16 protein-coding genes and 1 other RNA gene are annotated in these 14761 nt (G+C 63.7%); 6 read left to right on the top strand and 11 right to left on the bottom strand.

All coding sequences use genetic code 11. From position 1 onward, the window contains the following. Positions 1-49: 49 nt before the first annotated feature. The 3 genes from ACP16H_RS13775 to ftsY all read right to left on the bottom strand — a co-directional run bounded on the left by ACP16H_RS13775 (position 50) and on the right by ftsY (position 2765). A complete protein-coding gene (locus ACP16H_RS13775; protein WP_425072888.1) occupies positions 50-631 on the bottom strand; it encodes an inner membrane-spanning protein YciB in 582 nt (193 codons plus the stop codon). A 74-nt stretch (positions 632-705) separates the two neighbouring features. Further along, complete coding sequence (locus tag ACP16H_RS13770; RefSeq protein WP_425072887.1) at positions 706-1608, bottom strand: EamA family transporter; 903 nt, start codon at positions 1606-1608, stop codon at positions 706-708. Positions 1609-1691: 83 nt separating this feature from the next. Then, on the bottom strand, positions 1692-2765 hold the full coding sequence (gene ftsY, locus ACP16H_RS13765; RefSeq protein WP_425072886.1) for a signal recognition particle-docking protein FtsY: 1074 nt from the start codon (positions 2763-2765) through the stop codon (positions 1692-1694). Positions 2766-2865: 100 nt separating this feature from the next. Here ftsY and ACP16H_RS13760 point away from each other — a divergent pair, with 100 nt between their 5' ends. Beyond that, positions 2866-3759, top strand: coding sequence for a lytic transglycosylase domain-containing protein (locus ACP16H_RS13760; protein ID WP_425072885.1), 894 nt, complete (start codon positions 2866-2868; stop codon positions 3757-3759). A 90-nt stretch (positions 3760-3849) separates the two neighbouring features. Here the strand turns inward: ACP16H_RS13760 and ACP16H_RS13755 are convergent, their stop codons facing one another. Next, entirely contained in the window at positions 3850-5535 is a 1686-nt protein-coding gene (locus tag ACP16H_RS13755; RefSeq protein ID WP_425072884.1) for an NAD(P)H-dependent oxidoreductase subunit E, read from the bottom strand. Between the two features lie 175 nt (positions 5536-5710). Between ACP16H_RS13755 and ACP16H_RS13750 the strand changes: the two genes are divergently transcribed. Together ACP16H_RS13750 and ACP16H_RS13745 are read left to right on the top strand one after the other, a co-directional pair. Further along, the gene (locus ACP16H_RS13750; RefSeq protein ID WP_425072883.1) at positions 5711-6733 is read left to right on the top strand and encodes an alkane 1-monooxygenase; all 1023 of its coding nucleotides are present in this window, start codon (positions 5711-5713) and stop codon (positions 6731-6733) included. Positions 6734-6787: 54 nt separating this feature from the next. Continuing rightward, entirely contained in the window at positions 6788-7192 is a 405-nt protein-coding gene (locus tag ACP16H_RS13745) for a hypothetical protein (protein ID WP_425072882.1), read from the top strand. Positions 7193-7198: 6 nt separating this feature from the next. On the opposite strand, the gene ACP16H_RS13740 is transcribed toward ACP16H_RS13745, so the two are convergent. Further along, positions 7199-8089: a LysR family transcriptional regulator gene (locus ACP16H_RS13740; protein WP_425072881.1), complete on the bottom strand. Its 891-nt coding sequence runs from the start codon at positions 8087-8089 to the stop codon at positions 7199-7201. 207 nt (positions 8090-8296) lie between these two features. Between ACP16H_RS13740 and ACP16H_RS13735 the strand changes: the two genes are divergently transcribed. The 3 genes from ACP16H_RS13735 (at position 8297) to ACP16H_RS13725 (ending at position 9964) form a co-directional block, all read left to right on the top strand. Continuing rightward, positions 8297-8509 carry a DUF1127 domain-containing protein gene (locus tag ACP16H_RS13735; RefSeq protein WP_425072880.1) on the top strand — a complete coding sequence of 71 codons (213 nt, stop codon included), beginning with the start codon at positions 8297-8299 and terminating at the stop codon, positions 8507-8509. A 142-nt stretch (positions 8510-8651) separates the two neighbouring features. Then, positions 8652-9392 carry a Bax inhibitor-1/YccA family protein gene (locus tag ACP16H_RS13730; protein ID WP_425072879.1) on the top strand — a complete coding sequence of 247 codons (741 nt, stop codon included), beginning with the start codon at positions 8652-8654 and terminating at the stop codon, positions 9390-9392. Positions 9393-9499: 107 nt separating this feature from the next. Then, complete coding sequence (locus tag ACP16H_RS13725; protein ID WP_425072878.1) at positions 9500-9964, top strand: cupin domain-containing protein; 465 nt, start codon at positions 9500-9502, stop codon at positions 9962-9964. A gap of 51 nt (positions 9965-10015) precedes the next feature. Here the strand turns inward: ACP16H_RS13725 and ACP16H_RS13720 are convergent, their stop codons facing one another. The 6 genes from ACP16H_RS13720 to ACP16H_RS13695 all read right to left on the bottom strand — a co-directional run bounded on the left by ACP16H_RS13720 (position 10016) and on the right by ACP16H_RS13695 (position 14716). Next, positions 10016-10363, bottom strand: a complete 348-nt coding sequence (locus ACP16H_RS13720; protein ID WP_425072877.1) for a hypothetical protein — start codon at positions 10361-10363, stop codon at positions 10016-10018. A 278-nt stretch (positions 10364-10641) separates the two neighbouring features. Continuing rightward, positions 10642-10809 (bottom strand): 50S ribosomal protein L33, encoded by a 168-nt coding sequence (gene rpmG, locus ACP16H_RS13715; protein WP_008885060.1) that lies wholly within the window; start codon positions 10807-10809, stop codon positions 10642-10644. A gap of 131 nt (positions 10810-10940) precedes the next feature. Then, positions 10941-11354, bottom strand: an RNA gene (rnpB, locus tag ACP16H_RS13710) — RNase P RNA component class A. Between the two features lie 267 nt (positions 11355-11621). After that, positions 11622-12332 carry an alpha/beta fold hydrolase gene (locus ACP16H_RS13705; protein WP_425072876.1) on the bottom strand — a complete coding sequence of 237 codons (711 nt, stop codon included), beginning with the start codon at positions 12330-12332 and terminating at the stop codon, positions 11622-11624. 212 nt (positions 12333-12544) lie between these two features. After that, entirely contained in the window at positions 12545-13597 is a 1053-nt protein-coding gene (locus tag ACP16H_RS13700) for a transporter substrate-binding domain-containing protein (protein ID WP_425072875.1), read from the bottom strand. A 3-nt stretch (positions 13598-13600) separates the two neighbouring features. Continuing rightward, on the bottom strand, positions 13601-14716 hold the full coding sequence (locus tag ACP16H_RS13695) for a LysM peptidoglycan-binding domain-containing protein (RefSeq protein WP_425072874.1): 1116 nt from the start codon (positions 14714-14716) through the stop codon (positions 13601-13603). Positions 14717-14761: the final 45 nt, after the last annotated feature.

Genomic DNA, 14761 nt, shown 5'->3' with positions numbered 1-14761 from the left:
CGCGCCGGTCGCCTTGGCGCAGCCAAGGCGAAACCCCACTGCATCCGCCTCACTCGGCGGCGTCATCCTCGATGGCATAGGTCTTGAACAAACCCGCCTGCGTCATGAAGAAGACAAAGATCCCCGCCGTCAGCCCGAAGGTCTTGAAATACACCCAGGTGTCCGTGGACATGGTCCGCCAGATCACCTCGTTCAGCACGGCCAGTCCAAAGAAGAACCACATGATCCGGCGCGTCAGGATCATCCAGCCTTCCTGTTTCAGGGGCATCAGCCCCTCCATCACCGACTGCAACCAGCTTTCGCCGCGCATCAGGCCGATGGCCAGCGCACCACCGAACAGCAGGTAGATCAACGTCGGCTTCATCTTGAAGAACCGGTCGTCATTCAGCCAGACCGTCAGACCGCCGAACACCACCACCAGCACCGCCGTCACCACCTGCATCCGGCTCAGGTGGCCCGTAAGCTTCCACAAGGCCGCCATCGACGCCAGCAGCACCGGCACAAAGCCCGCCGTGACCAGGATGAAGCCCTTGTACTCGGTCCCGCCGATGTCAAAGACCCGGTCCTTCAGCATCAGGTAGGCGGCAAAGAACCCCAAGATCGGGCCGAACTCCAGCGCGCTTTTCAGCATCGGGTTCACTGCCCGCTTGTCTTCTGTCGTCTCCACGCCGCTCTCCTTCTTGGCCTGCCTCCCAGATAGGCGCTTCAGCCGCCCAACTCAACGATGACCGCACCGGCGGCGATCAGCGCCATCAAGGCGATGCGCCGTGGCCCCACGGTTTCCTTCAACACCAGCCAGCCGATCAGCGCAGCAAAGACCGTCGAGGTCTCGCGCAGCACCGCCGCCTCGCCCACCTTGTCCAGCCGCGTCGCCATCATGATCGAGCCAAAGCTGAGAAAAGCCACAACTGCCCCGGTGACGCCGCGCGCCATCAATGGCCCCAGCGCAGGCGCCTCCGCCATATTGCGCCAACGCACTGCCGCGATCACTGGCATCAACAGCCCGTCGATCATGAAAAACCACGCGAGGAAGGTGAAGGGGTTTGCCGTCGCCCGGATGCCATAGGCGTCGTATGTCGTATAAAGCGCCACGAAGAGGCCCGTCGCCACCGCAAAGCCCAAGGCGGCAGGCAACGTGTCGCGCGCCACCTCCAGGAACAGGTAGTTGTAAACCGCGAGGCCAAAGATCCCAGCCAGCAGCACCGCCACACCCAGCCATTGCACGGCGTTGAAATGCTCTCCGAACACCAGCGCCGCGCCAATCACCGCGAACAAGGGCCCCGTCCCGCGCACCACCGGGTAGACCACCGTGTAGGCTCCGCGCGTGTATGCATAGGCCTGCAAGATTTTGTAAACGCAGTGGATGACAAAGGCCCCGGCAAAGATGGCCCACATGTGCGGCTCTGGCCATGGCACCACGAACAATGCAAAGGGCGCGGCCATCAGACCATAGCTGCCATCAATTGCCCCGCGCGACAGCCAAGGGTCATGCCGCCCCTTTTGCAGCGCACCGAAGACCGCGTGCAGGATCGCCGCCGACACCGCCAACCACAGCGCAAGCTGGTGCCCGGCCTCCGTGCCTTCGAGGGAAATCAGCCAGTCGCTCATGTCACGTTTCCATGCCGCATTCCCCGCCCCATGCACCGGGACGCCGAGGCACGCAAGGCAACACCGATGTTACGCAAACGCGTTCAGGTCTCGAGGCCCGTCAGCGCCGCGGCGAATTCCTCGGGGTCGAAGGGGGCCAGATCGTCGATCTGCTCGCCCACGCCTATGGCGTGGATCGGCAGGCCGAACTTGTCCGCCAAGGCAACCAGCACGCCGCCCTTGGCCGTGCCGTCGAGCTTCGTCATCACCAGACCGGACACATCGGCCAGCGCGCGGAAGGCCTCGACCTGCGTCAGGGCGTTCTGACCCGTGGTGGCGTCCAGCACCAGCAGCGTATTGTGCGGCGCGTCGGGATCTTTCTTGCGGATCACGCGCACGATCTTGGCCAATTCTTCCATCAGGTCCTGGCGGTTCTGCAAACGGCCTGCCGTGTCGATCATCAGCAGGTCCGCGCCCTCGGCCTGCGCGCGGGTCATGGCGTCGAACGCCAGCGAGGCCGGGTCGCTGCCCTCGGGCGCGGTCAGCACCGGCACGCCCGCGCGCTGGCCCCAGACCTGCAACTGCTCCACCGCTGCGGCGCGAAAGGTATCGCCCGCCGCGATCACCACCGACTTGCCCGCTGCCTTGAACTGGCTCGCCAGCTTGCCGATGGTCGTGGTCTTGCCCGACCCGTTCACGCCGACCACCAGCACCACCTGCGGCTTTTGCGGATAGATCGGCAAGGGGCGCGCCACCGGCTCCATTACGCGGGCGATTTCCTCGGCCAGCAACTCCTTGATCTCGCGGGCGGACACGCGCCGCCCCATGCGTCCCTCTGCGATGTTCGAGGTCACGCGCAGCGCCGTGTCGACGCCCATATCAGAGGCGATCAACAGCTCTTCAAGGCTTTCGAGCATCTCGTCGTCCAGCACCCGGCGCGGCTCGTCCGCCTTGCCGCCACCGATCAGACGCCCCAGTAGGCCGGGGCGCGTGGTGCCCTGCGGCTCGGTCTCCTCCGGCAGAGGCATGGGGTTCATGGCGGCAATGGGGGCCTGCGGTGCGGGAACCTCGTCCGCTTCCGGCGCGTCGACACCATCTTCGACGATGGCCTCCAGCCCCTCGTCCAGTTTCGAGGAGGACTTGAACAGCTTGTTCTTCAGCTTTCCGAAAAAGGACATGCACCGCGCCTTCTGCCTTGGGTCCCTTTCACCTAATACGCCGCGCCACTTAATGAAAGTGTGAGTTGACCCCGCGCAGCCCAGCCCTCTTATTGACCCCATGTGGGTGCGGTGGCTGTTCCTGTTGATCCTGTGTCTGCCCGTCCGGCTGTCCGCCGAGCCGGGTACACTGTGTTCGACCGGCACCCACGGCCATGTGCAATGCATCCGGCCCTCCTTTTTCGTCTACGACACCTGCCAGGCGATCGAGGCCTTTGCGGTCAGGAACGACCTCGATCCGGGGTTCTTTGCGCGGTTGATCTGGCAGGAAAGCCGGTTCGACCCGCACGCGCTCAGCCATGCAAAGGCCATGGGGATCGCGCAGTTCATCGCCTCGACGGCAAAGCTGCGCGGGTTGAAAGACCCCTACAACCCCGCAGAAGCATTGGAATTTTCCGCCGAATACCTCGGGGAAATGACCCGACGTTATGGCAATCATGGCTTGGCCGCCGTGGGCTATAACGGCGGCGAACGTCGCGCCGAAGGGCTGATTGCCGGAACAGGGGGCCTTGCGCGCGAGACCGTCGACTACGTGCGCATCATCACGGGCCTGAATGCCGAAACTTGGCGAGATACGCCGCCAGAGAGCCACGACTACCGATTGTCCAAGGACCTGCCGTTCCAGCAAGCCTGTTACGAACTGGCGCGGAACCGGCGGCTGACCCCTTACCCGGACCCCGAGCCGCCAAAACCGGTGATGCCGAAATGGGGTGTTCAGGTCGCCTTTGGCATCTCGAAACAGGCTGCGCTAAGCAAGTACAGTGCTGCAACACGCAGCTGCAAAGGCCTGATCGGAAAGGAGGAACCTTTCCTCATCTGGTCGAAAAGCCGTGCAAGTCCCAAGGGCGGATACTACATGGCGCGTCTTGGCCGCGACAGCCGCAATGCCGCGTGGAGCCTCTGTTCTCGCCTCAAACAGCGCGGTTGCATCTGCGCCGTCTACCGCAACGATTGATGTTTGACGTTGTATAACCGCATTACGCACCGAAGGAGCATGTCGGAGATTTCACTTTCCCGACATGCCCACAGCCTTTACCTCAAGGCGTCAGACCTCATCCGGGAAATGCCTCATCGTCAGACGGATCGGGTTCGGTGCCGCCTGTCCCAGACCACAGATCGACGCGTCGCCCATGGCCTGACACAGCTCTTCCAGCAGCCCCGTGTCCCACTTCGGCGCGCTCATCAGCTTGACCGCCTTTTCACAGCCGACACGGCAGGGCGTGCACTGACCGCAGGATTCATCCTCGAAGAACCGCAACATGTTCAGCGCCGCGTCCCGGGCGCTGTCCTGATCCGACAGGACCACCACGGCAGCGGACCCGATGAAGGTGCCATGCGGCTGCAAGGTATCGAAATCCAACGGAATATCGTCCATCGACGCAGGCAGCAGGCCAGACGACGGGCCGCCCGGCTGGTAGGCCTTGAAGGTGTGACCGTCGGCCATGCCCCCAGCCGCCGCGATGACGTCCAGAATGGTGGATCCGGCGGCCAGCAGGTGAACGCCGGGCTGCTTGACCCGACCGGAAACCGAGTAGGAGCGCAGTCCCTTGCGGCCGTTCTTTTCGACCTTGGACAGGATCTGCGGACCTTCGCGGCAGACCTTCGACACCCAGTACAGCGTCTCGACGTTGTGCACCAAGGTCGGGCGATTGAAGATGCCGACCTGGGCGACATAGGGCGGGCGGTGGCGCGGGATGCCGCGCTTGCCTTCGATAGATTCGATCATCGCGGATTCTTCGCCGCAGATGTAGGCACCCGCGCCACGGCGCAGATCGATGTACCCCGGTTCGACGATCCCCGCATCTTCCAGCGCCTTGATCTCGCGCTTCAGGATTTCGTGGATCGCGGGGTATTCGTCGCGCATGTAGATAAAGGCGCGCTCGGCCTCGACCGCCCAAGCGGCGATCAGCATTCCCTCAAGGAAAACATGCGGTTCGCCCTCAATGTACACGCGATCCTTGAAGGTTCCGGGTTCGCCTTCGTCCCCGTTCACTGCCAGGTAACGCGGCCCGGGGTTGGCCCGGACAAAGCCCCACTTGCGCCCCGAAGGGAAGCCCGCACCACCAAGACCACGAAGACCGGAGGCTAGGATGCGCTCCTGCACCTCTTCCCAGTTGCCGTTCTCGCGCAGCGATTTCAGTTCCGCATAGCCGCCCTCTTCGAGGTAGGCCTCGAGAGCCTCGTAGGGCTCGACATGGGCGTGGGTTTCGCCCGCTGCGATGGCGGCCTCGACCTTTTCGACCGTGGCGTGACCAATGTGGTTGTGGCCCAGTTCCAGCACCGGCGCGCTGTCACAGCGTCCCATGCAGGGCGCGCGCAGGACGCGGACCTCTTCCGGGTTCATGCCGGACTCCAGCGCCGCGCGCAACTGCTCGGCCCCGGCCATCTCGCAGGACAGCGAGTCACAAACACGGATCGTCAGGGCGGGCGGCGGGGCCTCGCCTTCCTTCACCACGTCGAAATGCGCGTAGAAGGTCGCGACTTCGTAGACTTCGGCCATGGACAGGCGCATCTCGTCGGCCAAGGCGCGCAGATGCGCCGCCGACAGATGGCCGTATTCATCCTGGATCAGATGCAGGAACTCGATCAGCAGGTCCCGCCGCCGCTCGGTGTCGCCCAGAAGCGTGCGCACCTCGGCCAGCGCCTGATCGTCGACCTGCCGGCCCTTCGGCGTGTTACGCCCCTTGCCGCGTGCGTTCTTCCAGACGCCCTTGCGCTCGTCGAGTGCCATGGTCGTACCTCCCTGATCCGTTCCCGCGCAACATATCCGCGCCCACGCGACCTGCGCAGATGAAAAACGACGCCTTGAAGCGGTGAACCGCCTACAAATGCCCCGGCTTTTGCCCGATGGGTGACGGAAAGTTCCGATAAGCGTAAGACATCCAATGGTATCGGGGTGGTGGGACATGGCACGATTCACGCTGGCAACGCTTGGCATGGTGGCGCTTCTGGCGCTGGCCATCGGTGTGGGTGCGCCCTTTCCGTCCTTGGCGCTGCTCTACATCACCGTCTTCACCTTTTTCATGGACAAGATCACCGCGCTGGCCGCGCCAGATCATCCGGGGGCGGAGTTTCCCGCCGGGAATACGCTGTCCGCGGCTCTGGGTCTGCTGCATTTCCCGCTGCTCTATGGCGGCGTCTGGATGCTGGCAGAAACCTCGCAGCCGCTGCTTGACAAGGTGTTCGTGTTCTTCGCCCTGTCACTGTACCTCGGGCAGGTCAGCAATTCCAACGCCCACGAGCTGATCCACCGCGCGCCGCGCGCGCTGCGCCGCCTCGGCATTGCGGTCTATTCCTCCGTGCTGTTCGGGTTCCACGCCTCGGCACATACGCGGGTTCACCACGTCCATGCCGCGACGCCACAGGACCCGAATTCCGCAGCCTTTGGAGAGGGTTACTATCGTTTCGCCCTGCGTGCCTGGCGCGGGGCGCTGCGCGAAGGCCACCGGGCAGAGCGGCGTCTGCGTCCCACGGGGCCGACGCCCTACACCGCCTATGGGCTGGGTGCGCTGGCCTCGCTCGCACTGTCCTTTGCGATTGGCGGACCAAAGGGCGTGCTGGCCCTGATCGGTCTGTCCCTCTACGCGCAGGCGCAACTGCTGCTGTCGGACTACGTCCAGCATTACGGGCTGCGCCGCCGCGAAATCGCGCCGGGCAAATACGAACCTGTCGGTCCCCGGCACAGCTGGAACGCCCCGCATGGGTTTTCCTCGGCGCTGATGCTCAACGCGCCGCGTCATTCCGACCACCACGCCCACCCGACGCGGCCTTACCCGGGGCTGGACCTCGATCGCGCGCAAATGCCGATCCTGCCGCATTCCCTGCCGGTGATGGCCGTGATCGCCCTTGTCCCGCCGCTTTGGCGGCGCGTGATGGATCACCGGGTCAGGGATTGGCAAAGCACCGCCGACTCGCCGTCCGCCGCTTAACCATTCGTTAAACCGTCTCTTTGCGATCTTGCCGGATTCTGGCAGAATTGTGGCATGAGACACCTGCTTGCATCCGCCCTCCTCGCCGCTTCCTCTCTGCCCGCGTTGGCGGCAGAGCCGCTTTCGGCGCAGGCCTTCGAATCCTATGTCGACGGCAAGACGCTGTATTTCGGCATGGCCGGACAGTCCTACGGGGTCGAAGAATACCTCCCCGACCGCCGCGTCCGCTGGTCCTTCCTCGATGGGAAGTGCAAGGAAGGTTACTGGTACGAGGCCGACGCGGGCCAGATCTGTTTCGTCTACGAGGACGCGCCGGAAGACCCGCAATGCTGGAGCTTCTTCAATGAGGGGTCGAAGCTGCGCGCGGTGTTCGAAAACGATCCGACCGCCACGGTCCTCTACGAAGCGCGCCAGAACGACGAGCCGATGATGTGTTACGGGCCGGACGTGGGGGTCTGACGCGCGTCAGCCCTTGGCCAGTTCCAGCGCGGGCCGCGTGACGCCATCCTTGCGCAGCGCCGTCATGCCCTCGCGGATGTAGTCGCACAACACGCCGGTGATCGCGGTCTTGCCGTTGCCTGCGTACAAATTGATGAACTGCGTGCCCAGTTCGGGCAGCGCGTCGTCCTCAATGTATTCGACAAAGGCCGGGGCGTGCCCCTGAAGCCGCGCCGTCACGGCAAGGTCCGCGCTGATCGTCGCGTCCACGGTCATGTCGTTGTCGGAATCCACCGCCAGTTCCCAGTTCAGGTTCGCCCGGTCCAGCGCGCCCAGGGCGTGCTCCCGGAACCCGCAGGCGCGCGCAAAGGCCACCCGCAGCGGCCGCCCCTTGCGTGCGTGCCCGCCCGGCGCGCCGATCCAGCGCATCGGCACCTCCAGCAGCATCTCGCCGCCGGTGTCGATCCCCGGTTCCGTCGTCAGGATCACATCCACCTCGCCCTTGGCGAACTGCGCCTTCAAGGCGCGCGTGAAGGAACTCAGCAGTTGCACTTTCACGCGGGGATGCGTGCGGCCCATGCGTTGCAAGACCTGCGGAATCACCGGGTAAACGATGTCATGCGGCACGCCGAGGACGATCTCGCCCTCCCATTCGTTCGCCGTCAGCCGCGAATAGATCTCGTCGTTCAGCTCCACCATCTTCTGCGCGTAGCCCAGCAGCTGTGCCCCGGCGGGCGTCAGCGCCACGCCGCGCCCGGACCGGTCGAGCAACTGTAGCCCAAGCATTTCTTCCAACCGTTTCAACTGCATGGAGACAGCGGATTGCGTCAGGTTGAGAAATCCGGCGGCGCGCGTGACCCCGCCGGCCTCTGCCACCGCAACGAATGACCGCAATACCGTGATGTCCAGATTTCGCATTCATCAAGCCTTGTGATGGAAGGTTTCAACAACATTCGTTTTCAAAATACATCCACAGCGGGCATATATCAATCACTCAAATCGAAATCGCCACCTCACCACAAACTGTGATGGGTAAGGCGGCAGGTTCTGCGCACATGCCCGGTCAGACGCCGGAGCATTAACGGCACCTGCTTGCCCGCCCTCGGACGCAAAAGGATACAACCCATGCAACGCACCCTCTCCCTCCCCCGCGCGCCCCGCCTGCCCGCCCTGCGCCCCTTCGCCCGCCTGCGTGCATGGCAGGCCATCGCCCGGCAGCGCCGCACCCTGCGCCATTTGGATGACGCCGCCCTCGCAGACATCGGCCTCAGCCGCACCGCCGCACAAGCCGAGGCCGACCGCCCCTTCTGGGATGCCCCCGGCCATTGGTACGAGTAATCTGCATCTTTCGCCGGAAACCGGGTCGAAAGCCTTGAAAACGCGGGCCAGCTTGCCGATATTTCCGCTAGGGTCCGCGTTCGCGCGCGGGGTCCGTGCTATGAAGCGCGGAGTTCAACAGGGTTCCATTCGGAGGCATTCAATGGCTGAATATGAAACAGTCGGGGCCCGGGGCATTTCCGGCTCCCGCGCTGCGCAGATTGACGAGGGGCTGCGGTCCCACATGAACAAGGTGTACGGGCTGATGTCCGGCGCACTGCTGATGACCTTTGCGCTGGCCTACCTGGTCTCGCAATCCCCGGCGCTTCAGCAGGTTCTCCTTGTGTCGCCGGTCGTCTGGATCGTGATCTTTGGCCCGCTGGCCTTTGTGCTGGTGGCGAACTTTGCCCTGCACAAGCTGTCCGTGGGCGCGCTGAACGGCCTGTTCTGGGCCTATGCCGCGCTGACCGGCGTGTCGCTGTCGACCATCTTCATCATGTTCAACATGATGGACGTCATCACCGGCCTGTTGCTGACCTCGGTCGGCTTCCTCGGCCTGACCATGACCGGCTACCTGACGAAGCGTAACCTTGGCCCGATCGGCCAGGTTGCGGGCATGATGACCTGGGGCCTGGTGGCCTGGGGTATCTTCGGCATGTTCTTCGGCATGGGGTCGGGCGGCTTCCAGATCTACAACATCGCCATCCTGGCCGTGTTCGCGATCCTGACCGCCACCTCGACGCAGGAGATCAAGAACACCTACCTCGAAGCCCGCATGCACGGCGGCGCAGAGGCGCAGCAGTTCCTCGACAAGGCCGCCATCATTGGCGCGCTGCAGCTGTACATCTCGTTCATCGCGATGTTCCGCTCGATCATGTACCTGTTCATGGGCAACGACGACTGATTGTTCCCACATCTGACAGACAAAGGGCCGGTCCAAGTGACCGGCCCTTTTCTTTTGCCCCGCCGCCAGGGATTTGCGCTACCCTCTGCACGAGAGGGAGGACAACCATGCCACGTATCACCGAAGACAAGGTTACGCGCGAAAACGGCACCTCGGAGGCCCTGGGTCAATGGGAGACGCTTTTGTTCTCGGACAGCGGCGGGCTAACGCAATTCGGCGCCTTCGTCGAAATCCTCGCTCCGGGCGCCAGCAGTTCACATGCCCACTGGCACGAAGAGGAGGACGAAATGGTCTACATGCTCGACGGTGAGGTGGTACTGATCGAGGGCAGCGACGAAAGCCCGCTTCTGCCCGGTATGGCCGCGACATTCGCCGCCGGAGCTGCGCGGGAGCATCGGCTCGAGAACCGCAGCGACGCGCCTGCCCGCTACCTTGTCATCGGAACGCGCAAGCCGCGCGACCGCGTGCACTATCCCCGGAACAACGACCGTGTGCTGCATGTGGACCGAACGTCCGCCGAGCGCCGCTGGACCCATGGAGACGGTCGCCCCGCAGACCCCATTCCCAAATGAAAAAGCCGCGCAGTTGCCCGCGCGGCCCGTCACTCGGCACACATAAAGAAGTCAGTTCATCGCCAGCGTTTCCGGCGAGGTGCCGGTGGTCGCCACGCTCACCACGTCGCCTTCGCGGGCAAAGGTAAACATCTGGCCCACGTGCCCCGGCAGACCAAAGGTCACCGAGTCGCCGTCCACCAGCGCCATCTGCAGCTTGCCGCCCGCCGCGTCATCCTTTGCGGCGTAGTAGGCCACCAGTTCGACGGCTTCGCCCGCGCCCTTGGTCCAGTAGACGGACATGTCGACGGTGGCGTGGTGCACGGTTGCACCTTCCATCTGCTTCAGGGTCACGGTCTCGGCCTGAGCGGCCATCGGCAAGGCAAGAGTGGCCAGCACGGCAAGGGTACGGATGGTCATGGGGATCTCCACGGATCTGATCGCAGCAGTCTTTCCGACCGCCAGTGAATCTTCTGCATCGCAGCATGACAGAAACGTAAGACCGGGACCACGCACAACAGCGCATAGCCGTTATGACGTGAAATCAATCACTTATCAGCATACCATCGTAGACAAAACCCGGCAAGCGGTTTCTGCACCTGCACAAAATCGCTGTACCACCGCCAAACGCGACAAGGCCGCGCAGTTTCCCGCGCGGCCTTGTTCAAATCCTGTGAGGTCCCGTCAGGGACGCAAGATCACTTGATCTTGCCTTCCTTGTACTCGACGTGCTTGCGCGCAACCGGGTCGTACTTACGCACGGTCATCTTCTCGGTCATGGTGCGTGCGTTCTTCTTGGTCACGTAGAAGTGGCCGGTGCCTGCGCTCGAGTTCAGGCGGATCTTGATGGTGGTCGGCTTCGCCATGGTAGGTCTCCCGGGGTTGTCCCTTGCAACGCCGGGGGAGCGCCCCGCGCGTGAAAATCGTATGGAGCCTGCCTTTTACTCGGGCCTGCGCCCGAGTCAACAGGCTGCCCTGCGTATAAAGCAGGTTTTTGATGCGCGGAGGGCCTGTAAGCCGGATTCTGTTCCCCGGGGTCTCCCCCGGTTCGACGACCATTCCTCTGGGCCACGCGTTGCCACGTGGCTCTAGCTGCCAACCCGAACCCCTCGGGCCAAAGCCGCCCTGTCCCGATATGACCAGCCGGGCGAACCCGGGGAGGCATCAGGCGGACGCGGGGTCCCTATTAGGCATTGCTCCCGGTGGGGCTTGCCATGCGGGCGATGTTGCCATCCCCCCGGTGGGCTCTTACCCCACCGTTTCACCCTTACCCTCGGGCGAACCCGGGGGCGGTATCATTTCTGTGGCGCTTTCCGTCAGGTTGCCCTGCCCGGGCGTTACCCGGCACCGGTGCTTCGGTGAGTCCGGACTTTCCTCTCGGGTTACCCCAAGCGGCCGTCCGGCCCTCCGCGCGCGCCCCACATAGAAAGCCGCGTGCCACAAAGCAAGCCCTCGTTCAGCCGATGGTGCCCAGTGAACGGACTGCAGCGACGAATATCACCCGTAGGGCGCAAAACCCGCCCCTGCCTTCATCTTGATGCAAATACCTCGGAGGGGTCCGGGGAGGCAGCGCCTCCCCGGCGGGGGGGGGGGGGGGGGGGCCCCCCCCCCCCCCCCCCGGGTCGCTTGCCGAAGGCAAGCGAAACCGCTCGACAACACTCCGATCAATACGCTGCGTTCACCGCAAAAGCAGCGGCATCGCCAGCCAGTCCGCTATGGCGTCCGCAACCGCGTTGGGCTGTTCCAGCATGGCCAGATGTGCCGCTCCGTCGATTACCCGCAAGGCCGCTCCCGGGATGAGCTCTGCCATGAACTGATGGCGTTTCACCGGCAGTTGCCTGTTCTCGGCACCGCACATCACCATAGTTGGCATCGCCAGCTTGCGCAGTGTGCTTTGCTGGTCGCGCCGACGTTGCTGCGCACGGGTCTGGCGGATGAACACCTCTGACCCCAGACCTTGCGCCATGTCCTTGACCAGCGCGACGATCTCGGAACGCCACGGACTTGGGGTCAGTTCGGACAAATGCAACACCTCGTCAATCACGCTCTCGAATTTGCCTGTCTTTGCGCGAATGATCTGCGGGTCGCGCAAGGCCGCCTGCTGCGGCGTCTCGGGCAGCGGAGAGGTGTCGATCAGGCAAAGCCGCGTCAGCCGGTCCGGCGCGCGCCGTGCGACCTCCATCGCCACGACGCCGCCCATGCCACACCCCGCCAGTGCGAAGCGCTTCGGCAATATGTCCAGAAGGTTCGAGGCAATCTCCTCGGTGCGCTCCCCGCTGGTGATGGGGGCGGCCATGACCGCATGCTTGCGCGACAGCTCAGCAAGTTGAGGGCCGAAGAGCCGGGCGTCGCACATCATCTCGGGCAGGAAGACGATGGGCTCACGCATCCCGACGCGCCCTTTGCCCGCGTTCTGCCGCTGCCCTCGTCACCCCAACCCCTCGTGAAGACGTCTCAATCGTAAACGCAAGGTAACAGAAGCAGGACCAAGCGAAAGGGGGCGGGCGAGAACAGGATGAAATTTGCCCAAACCTCCGCGAAACGTGAAAGGGCCGCGCTCCCTTGAACGCGGCCCTTGAGACACCTGTCATACGGTGATGTCTACTGCGTCTTGATTTCATCCCAGAACACGCCGAGGTGCTTGGACACGATCTGCCCGTAGCGCTCGCTTTCCTTCAGCGCCGCCAGCCCCGCGTTGAAGCGGTAAAGGAAGGTCGTTCCCCGCCAGTGGGTCTTGGAAATCACCACGTGCAACCCTTCCACCGCCAGCGGTTTGTCCAGCGGCACCACGCGCCCGCGCAGGCCCATTTCCTCGATCGTCTGCGCCCCAAGGAAGACGTTCACCGTCACGGCATCCACTTCGCCGTCCAGCAGCTTCTGAAAACAAGCCTGCGGGCTCTCGGCCTGCACCAGCCTTATCAGACCTTTCGTGATCCACTCTCGGCCCGGGCGGTCCAGATCATGCGTGAAATACCCCGCCGGACGGCACAGCGTCTTGCCCACCACGTCGGCATCGTCACGGTAATCAAAGCCGCTGTCGGACTTCACGAACAGCAGCACGAGGATCTCCACCAGCGGATCGCTGAAATGGAAGTTGGCGCAGCGCTCGTTGTCCGGCGTCGCGTCGCAGTCGGGCTTGTACCAGGGGAAGCCCATGTCGAACGTCTTTTCGGCCAGAGCAGGAAAGAGGTGCTTGGACCAGTCGTCTTCCCAGGTGATCGAATAGGTCACCGGCGCGGGCGTCGACTCCATCGCGGCGTTGACGATCTCGGTGATCATCCCCTGCCCCGGCCAGTCCTGATCGGTAAAGGGGGCAAAGTTGCCGCCTGTCAGCAGCTTCAGCTCGGCGTTGTCCACCCGCAAGGGCGTGGCGTCCTCGACCACCTTCTCGGTGCCCGGCTCGCAGGGCAGCCTCAGGCTGTCGCCCGGCGCGACCTGAAACACAGAAGACTGCAAGGCCGCCTCGTTGGCATAGTAGATAAGCGTCCATTTCTCCGGATCGCCGTACTTGGTCTGCGCGATGGTAAAGACCGTGTCGCCGGGCTTCACCACGTAGTCTTCAGGCGTGCAGCTCTGTGCGGATGCTTCGCCGATGCCCAGCGTCAGGGCCAGTGTGGCGACCACTACGGCCGCCGCGTTCCTCCTGAATGCCATGGATCAGAGCCCCGCCCAGATGCTCGACATGTGCTTGTCGACGATCTTCAGGTATTCGCCCGAGGCGCGCATCTTCTCCAACCCATCATTGAAAGCGGCGATCAGCGTATCGGCGCGCGGGTTCGAGGTATGCGCCACCGCGTGCAAGGTCTCGATGGCCAAGGGGCGGCTCAGTTGCAGCTCAACCGCATCGTTCAGGCGCATGTCGCGCAGCACCACCCGGCCGGTGAACTCGTTGATCGCGACCCCGTCGGCCTGCCCGGACACCAGCCGCATAAAGCATTCCTCGGCCGTTTGCGCCTGCTGCAGGCGCGCACCAACCTTCGCCAGGTAACCCGCGCTCTGGCCTTCCCGCGTTGCGGCGGCATGACCCAGCGGCGCACAGACGCGCAGCCCGGCAAGGTCTGACTCGGCACGATAGGTCACGCCCGAACCCTTGGCCGTGAACAGCACGACCAGCATCTCGAACATCGGCTCCGAGTAGACGAAATCGGTGCACATCCGGTTCGTCGTGCCCTCGGCACACTCGGGCTTGCGCCAGGGAAAGGCGATGTCGACCATTCCTTCCGAAAGCATCGGATCGAGGTGCGCCGACCGGTCATTGATCCAGTAGATCTTGTGTTGCCCGGTGTCCTCGTTGTTCACGAAGGCGCGGTTCACGATGTCGGTAATCATCCCCGATGACATCTGCAAACGGTTGGTAAAGGGACGGAAGTCGTCTCCCGCCAGCAGCTTCACGTCGACGCCCCGCTTGCGCTCTGCCTCGGCACGGGTGCGCTGCGCCTGAGTTTCCTGCGGCGGCGGAGCGACGGCGGTCGTTTCGACCGCAGCCACCTGTTCGATCGGCGTGCCGCCCTTCAAGCCTTTGGGAAGACCGTTGATGCACGGCATCCGGTAGGTCTGGCCCACCTGGATGGCATCCGGAGCCGGGATCTTGTCGATGTTAGTGCGGAAGATGGCGGTCCAGGCACCCACGTCTTTATAAAGATGGTCAGCGATCAGCGTCAGCGAGTCTCCCGGCTGGACCTTGTACAGGCCGCCACAGGTTTCCTGTGCGGATGCCCCCATTGTTCCGGCAAGCACGAATGCCGCCGCCCATACGCTGGCGCGCGTGACCATGTCGATTTCCCCCAAAGTTATGCCGCGAAAAATGCCCGGATATGG

This window comes from Sagittula sp. S175 (assembly GCF_049800975.1).
Taxonomy (GTDB): Bacteria; Pseudomonadota; Alphaproteobacteria; order Rhodobacterales; family Rhodobacteraceae; genus Sagittula.
The sequence above is the reverse complement of the archived record's forward strand: the minus strand, read 5'-3'. Positions and strand labels throughout refer to the sequence as shown.

Bases quoted from the DNA above. Each gene is read 5' to 3' on its own strand.
- ACP16H_RS13775 (WP_425072888.1), bottom strand. From the start codon at position 631: ATGCTGAAAAGCGCGCTGGAGTTCGGCCCGATCTTGGGGTTCTTTGCC.
- ACP16H_RS13770 (WP_425072887.1), bottom strand. From the start codon at position 1,608: ATGAGCGACTGGCTGATTTCCCTCGAAGGCACGGAGGCCGGGCACCAG.
- ftsY (WP_425072886.1), bottom strand. From the start codon at position 2,765: ATGTCCTTTTTCGGAAAGCTGAAGAACAAGCTGTTCAAGTCCTCCTCG.
- ACP16H_RS13760 (WP_425072885.1), top strand. From the start codon at position 2,866: ATGTGGGTGCGGTGGCTGTTCCTGTTGATCCTGTGTCTGCCCGTCCGG.
- ACP16H_RS13755 (WP_425072884.1), bottom strand. From the start codon at position 5,535: ATGGCACTCGACGAGCGCAAGGGCGTCTGGAAGAACGCACGCGGCAAG.
- ACP16H_RS13750 (WP_425072883.1), top strand. From the start codon at position 5,711: ATGGCACGATTCACGCTGGCAACGCTTGGCATGGTGGCGCTTCTGGCG.
- ACP16H_RS13745 (WP_425072882.1), top strand. From the start codon at position 6,788: ATGAGACACCTGCTTGCATCCGCCCTCCTCGCCGCTTCCTCTCTGCCC.
- ACP16H_RS13740 (WP_425072881.1), bottom strand. From the start codon at position 8,089: ATGCGAAATCTGGACATCACGGTATTGCGGTCATTCGTTGCGGTGGCA.
- ACP16H_RS13735 (WP_425072880.1), top strand. From the start codon at position 8,297: ATGCAACGCACCCTCTCCCTCCCCCGCGCGCCCCGCCTGCCCGCCCTG.
- ACP16H_RS13730 (WP_425072879.1), top strand. From the start codon at position 8,652: ATGGCTGAATATGAAACAGTCGGGGCCCGGGGCATTTCCGGCTCCCGC.
- ACP16H_RS13725 (WP_425072878.1), top strand. From the start codon at position 9,500: ATGCCACGTATCACCGAAGACAAGGTTACGCGCGAAAACGGCACCTCG.
- ACP16H_RS13720 (WP_425072877.1), bottom strand. From the start codon at position 10,363: ATGACCATCCGTACCCTTGCCGTGCTGGCCACTCTTGCCTTGCCGATG.
- rpmG (WP_008885060.1), bottom strand. From the start codon at position 10,809: ATGGCGAAGCCGACCACCATCAAGATCCGCCTGAACTCGAGCGCAGGC.
- ACP16H_RS13705 (WP_425072876.1), bottom strand. From the start codon at position 12,332: ATGCGTGAGCCCATCGTCTTCCTGCCCGAGATGATGTGCGACGCCCGG.
- ACP16H_RS13700 (WP_425072875.1), bottom strand. From the start codon at position 13,597: ATGGCATTCAGGAGGAACGCGGCGGCCGTAGTGGTCGCCACACTGGCC.
- ACP16H_RS13695 (WP_425072874.1), bottom strand. From the start codon at position 14,716: ATGGTCACGCGCGCCAGCGTATGGGCGGCGGCATTCGTGCTTGCCGGA.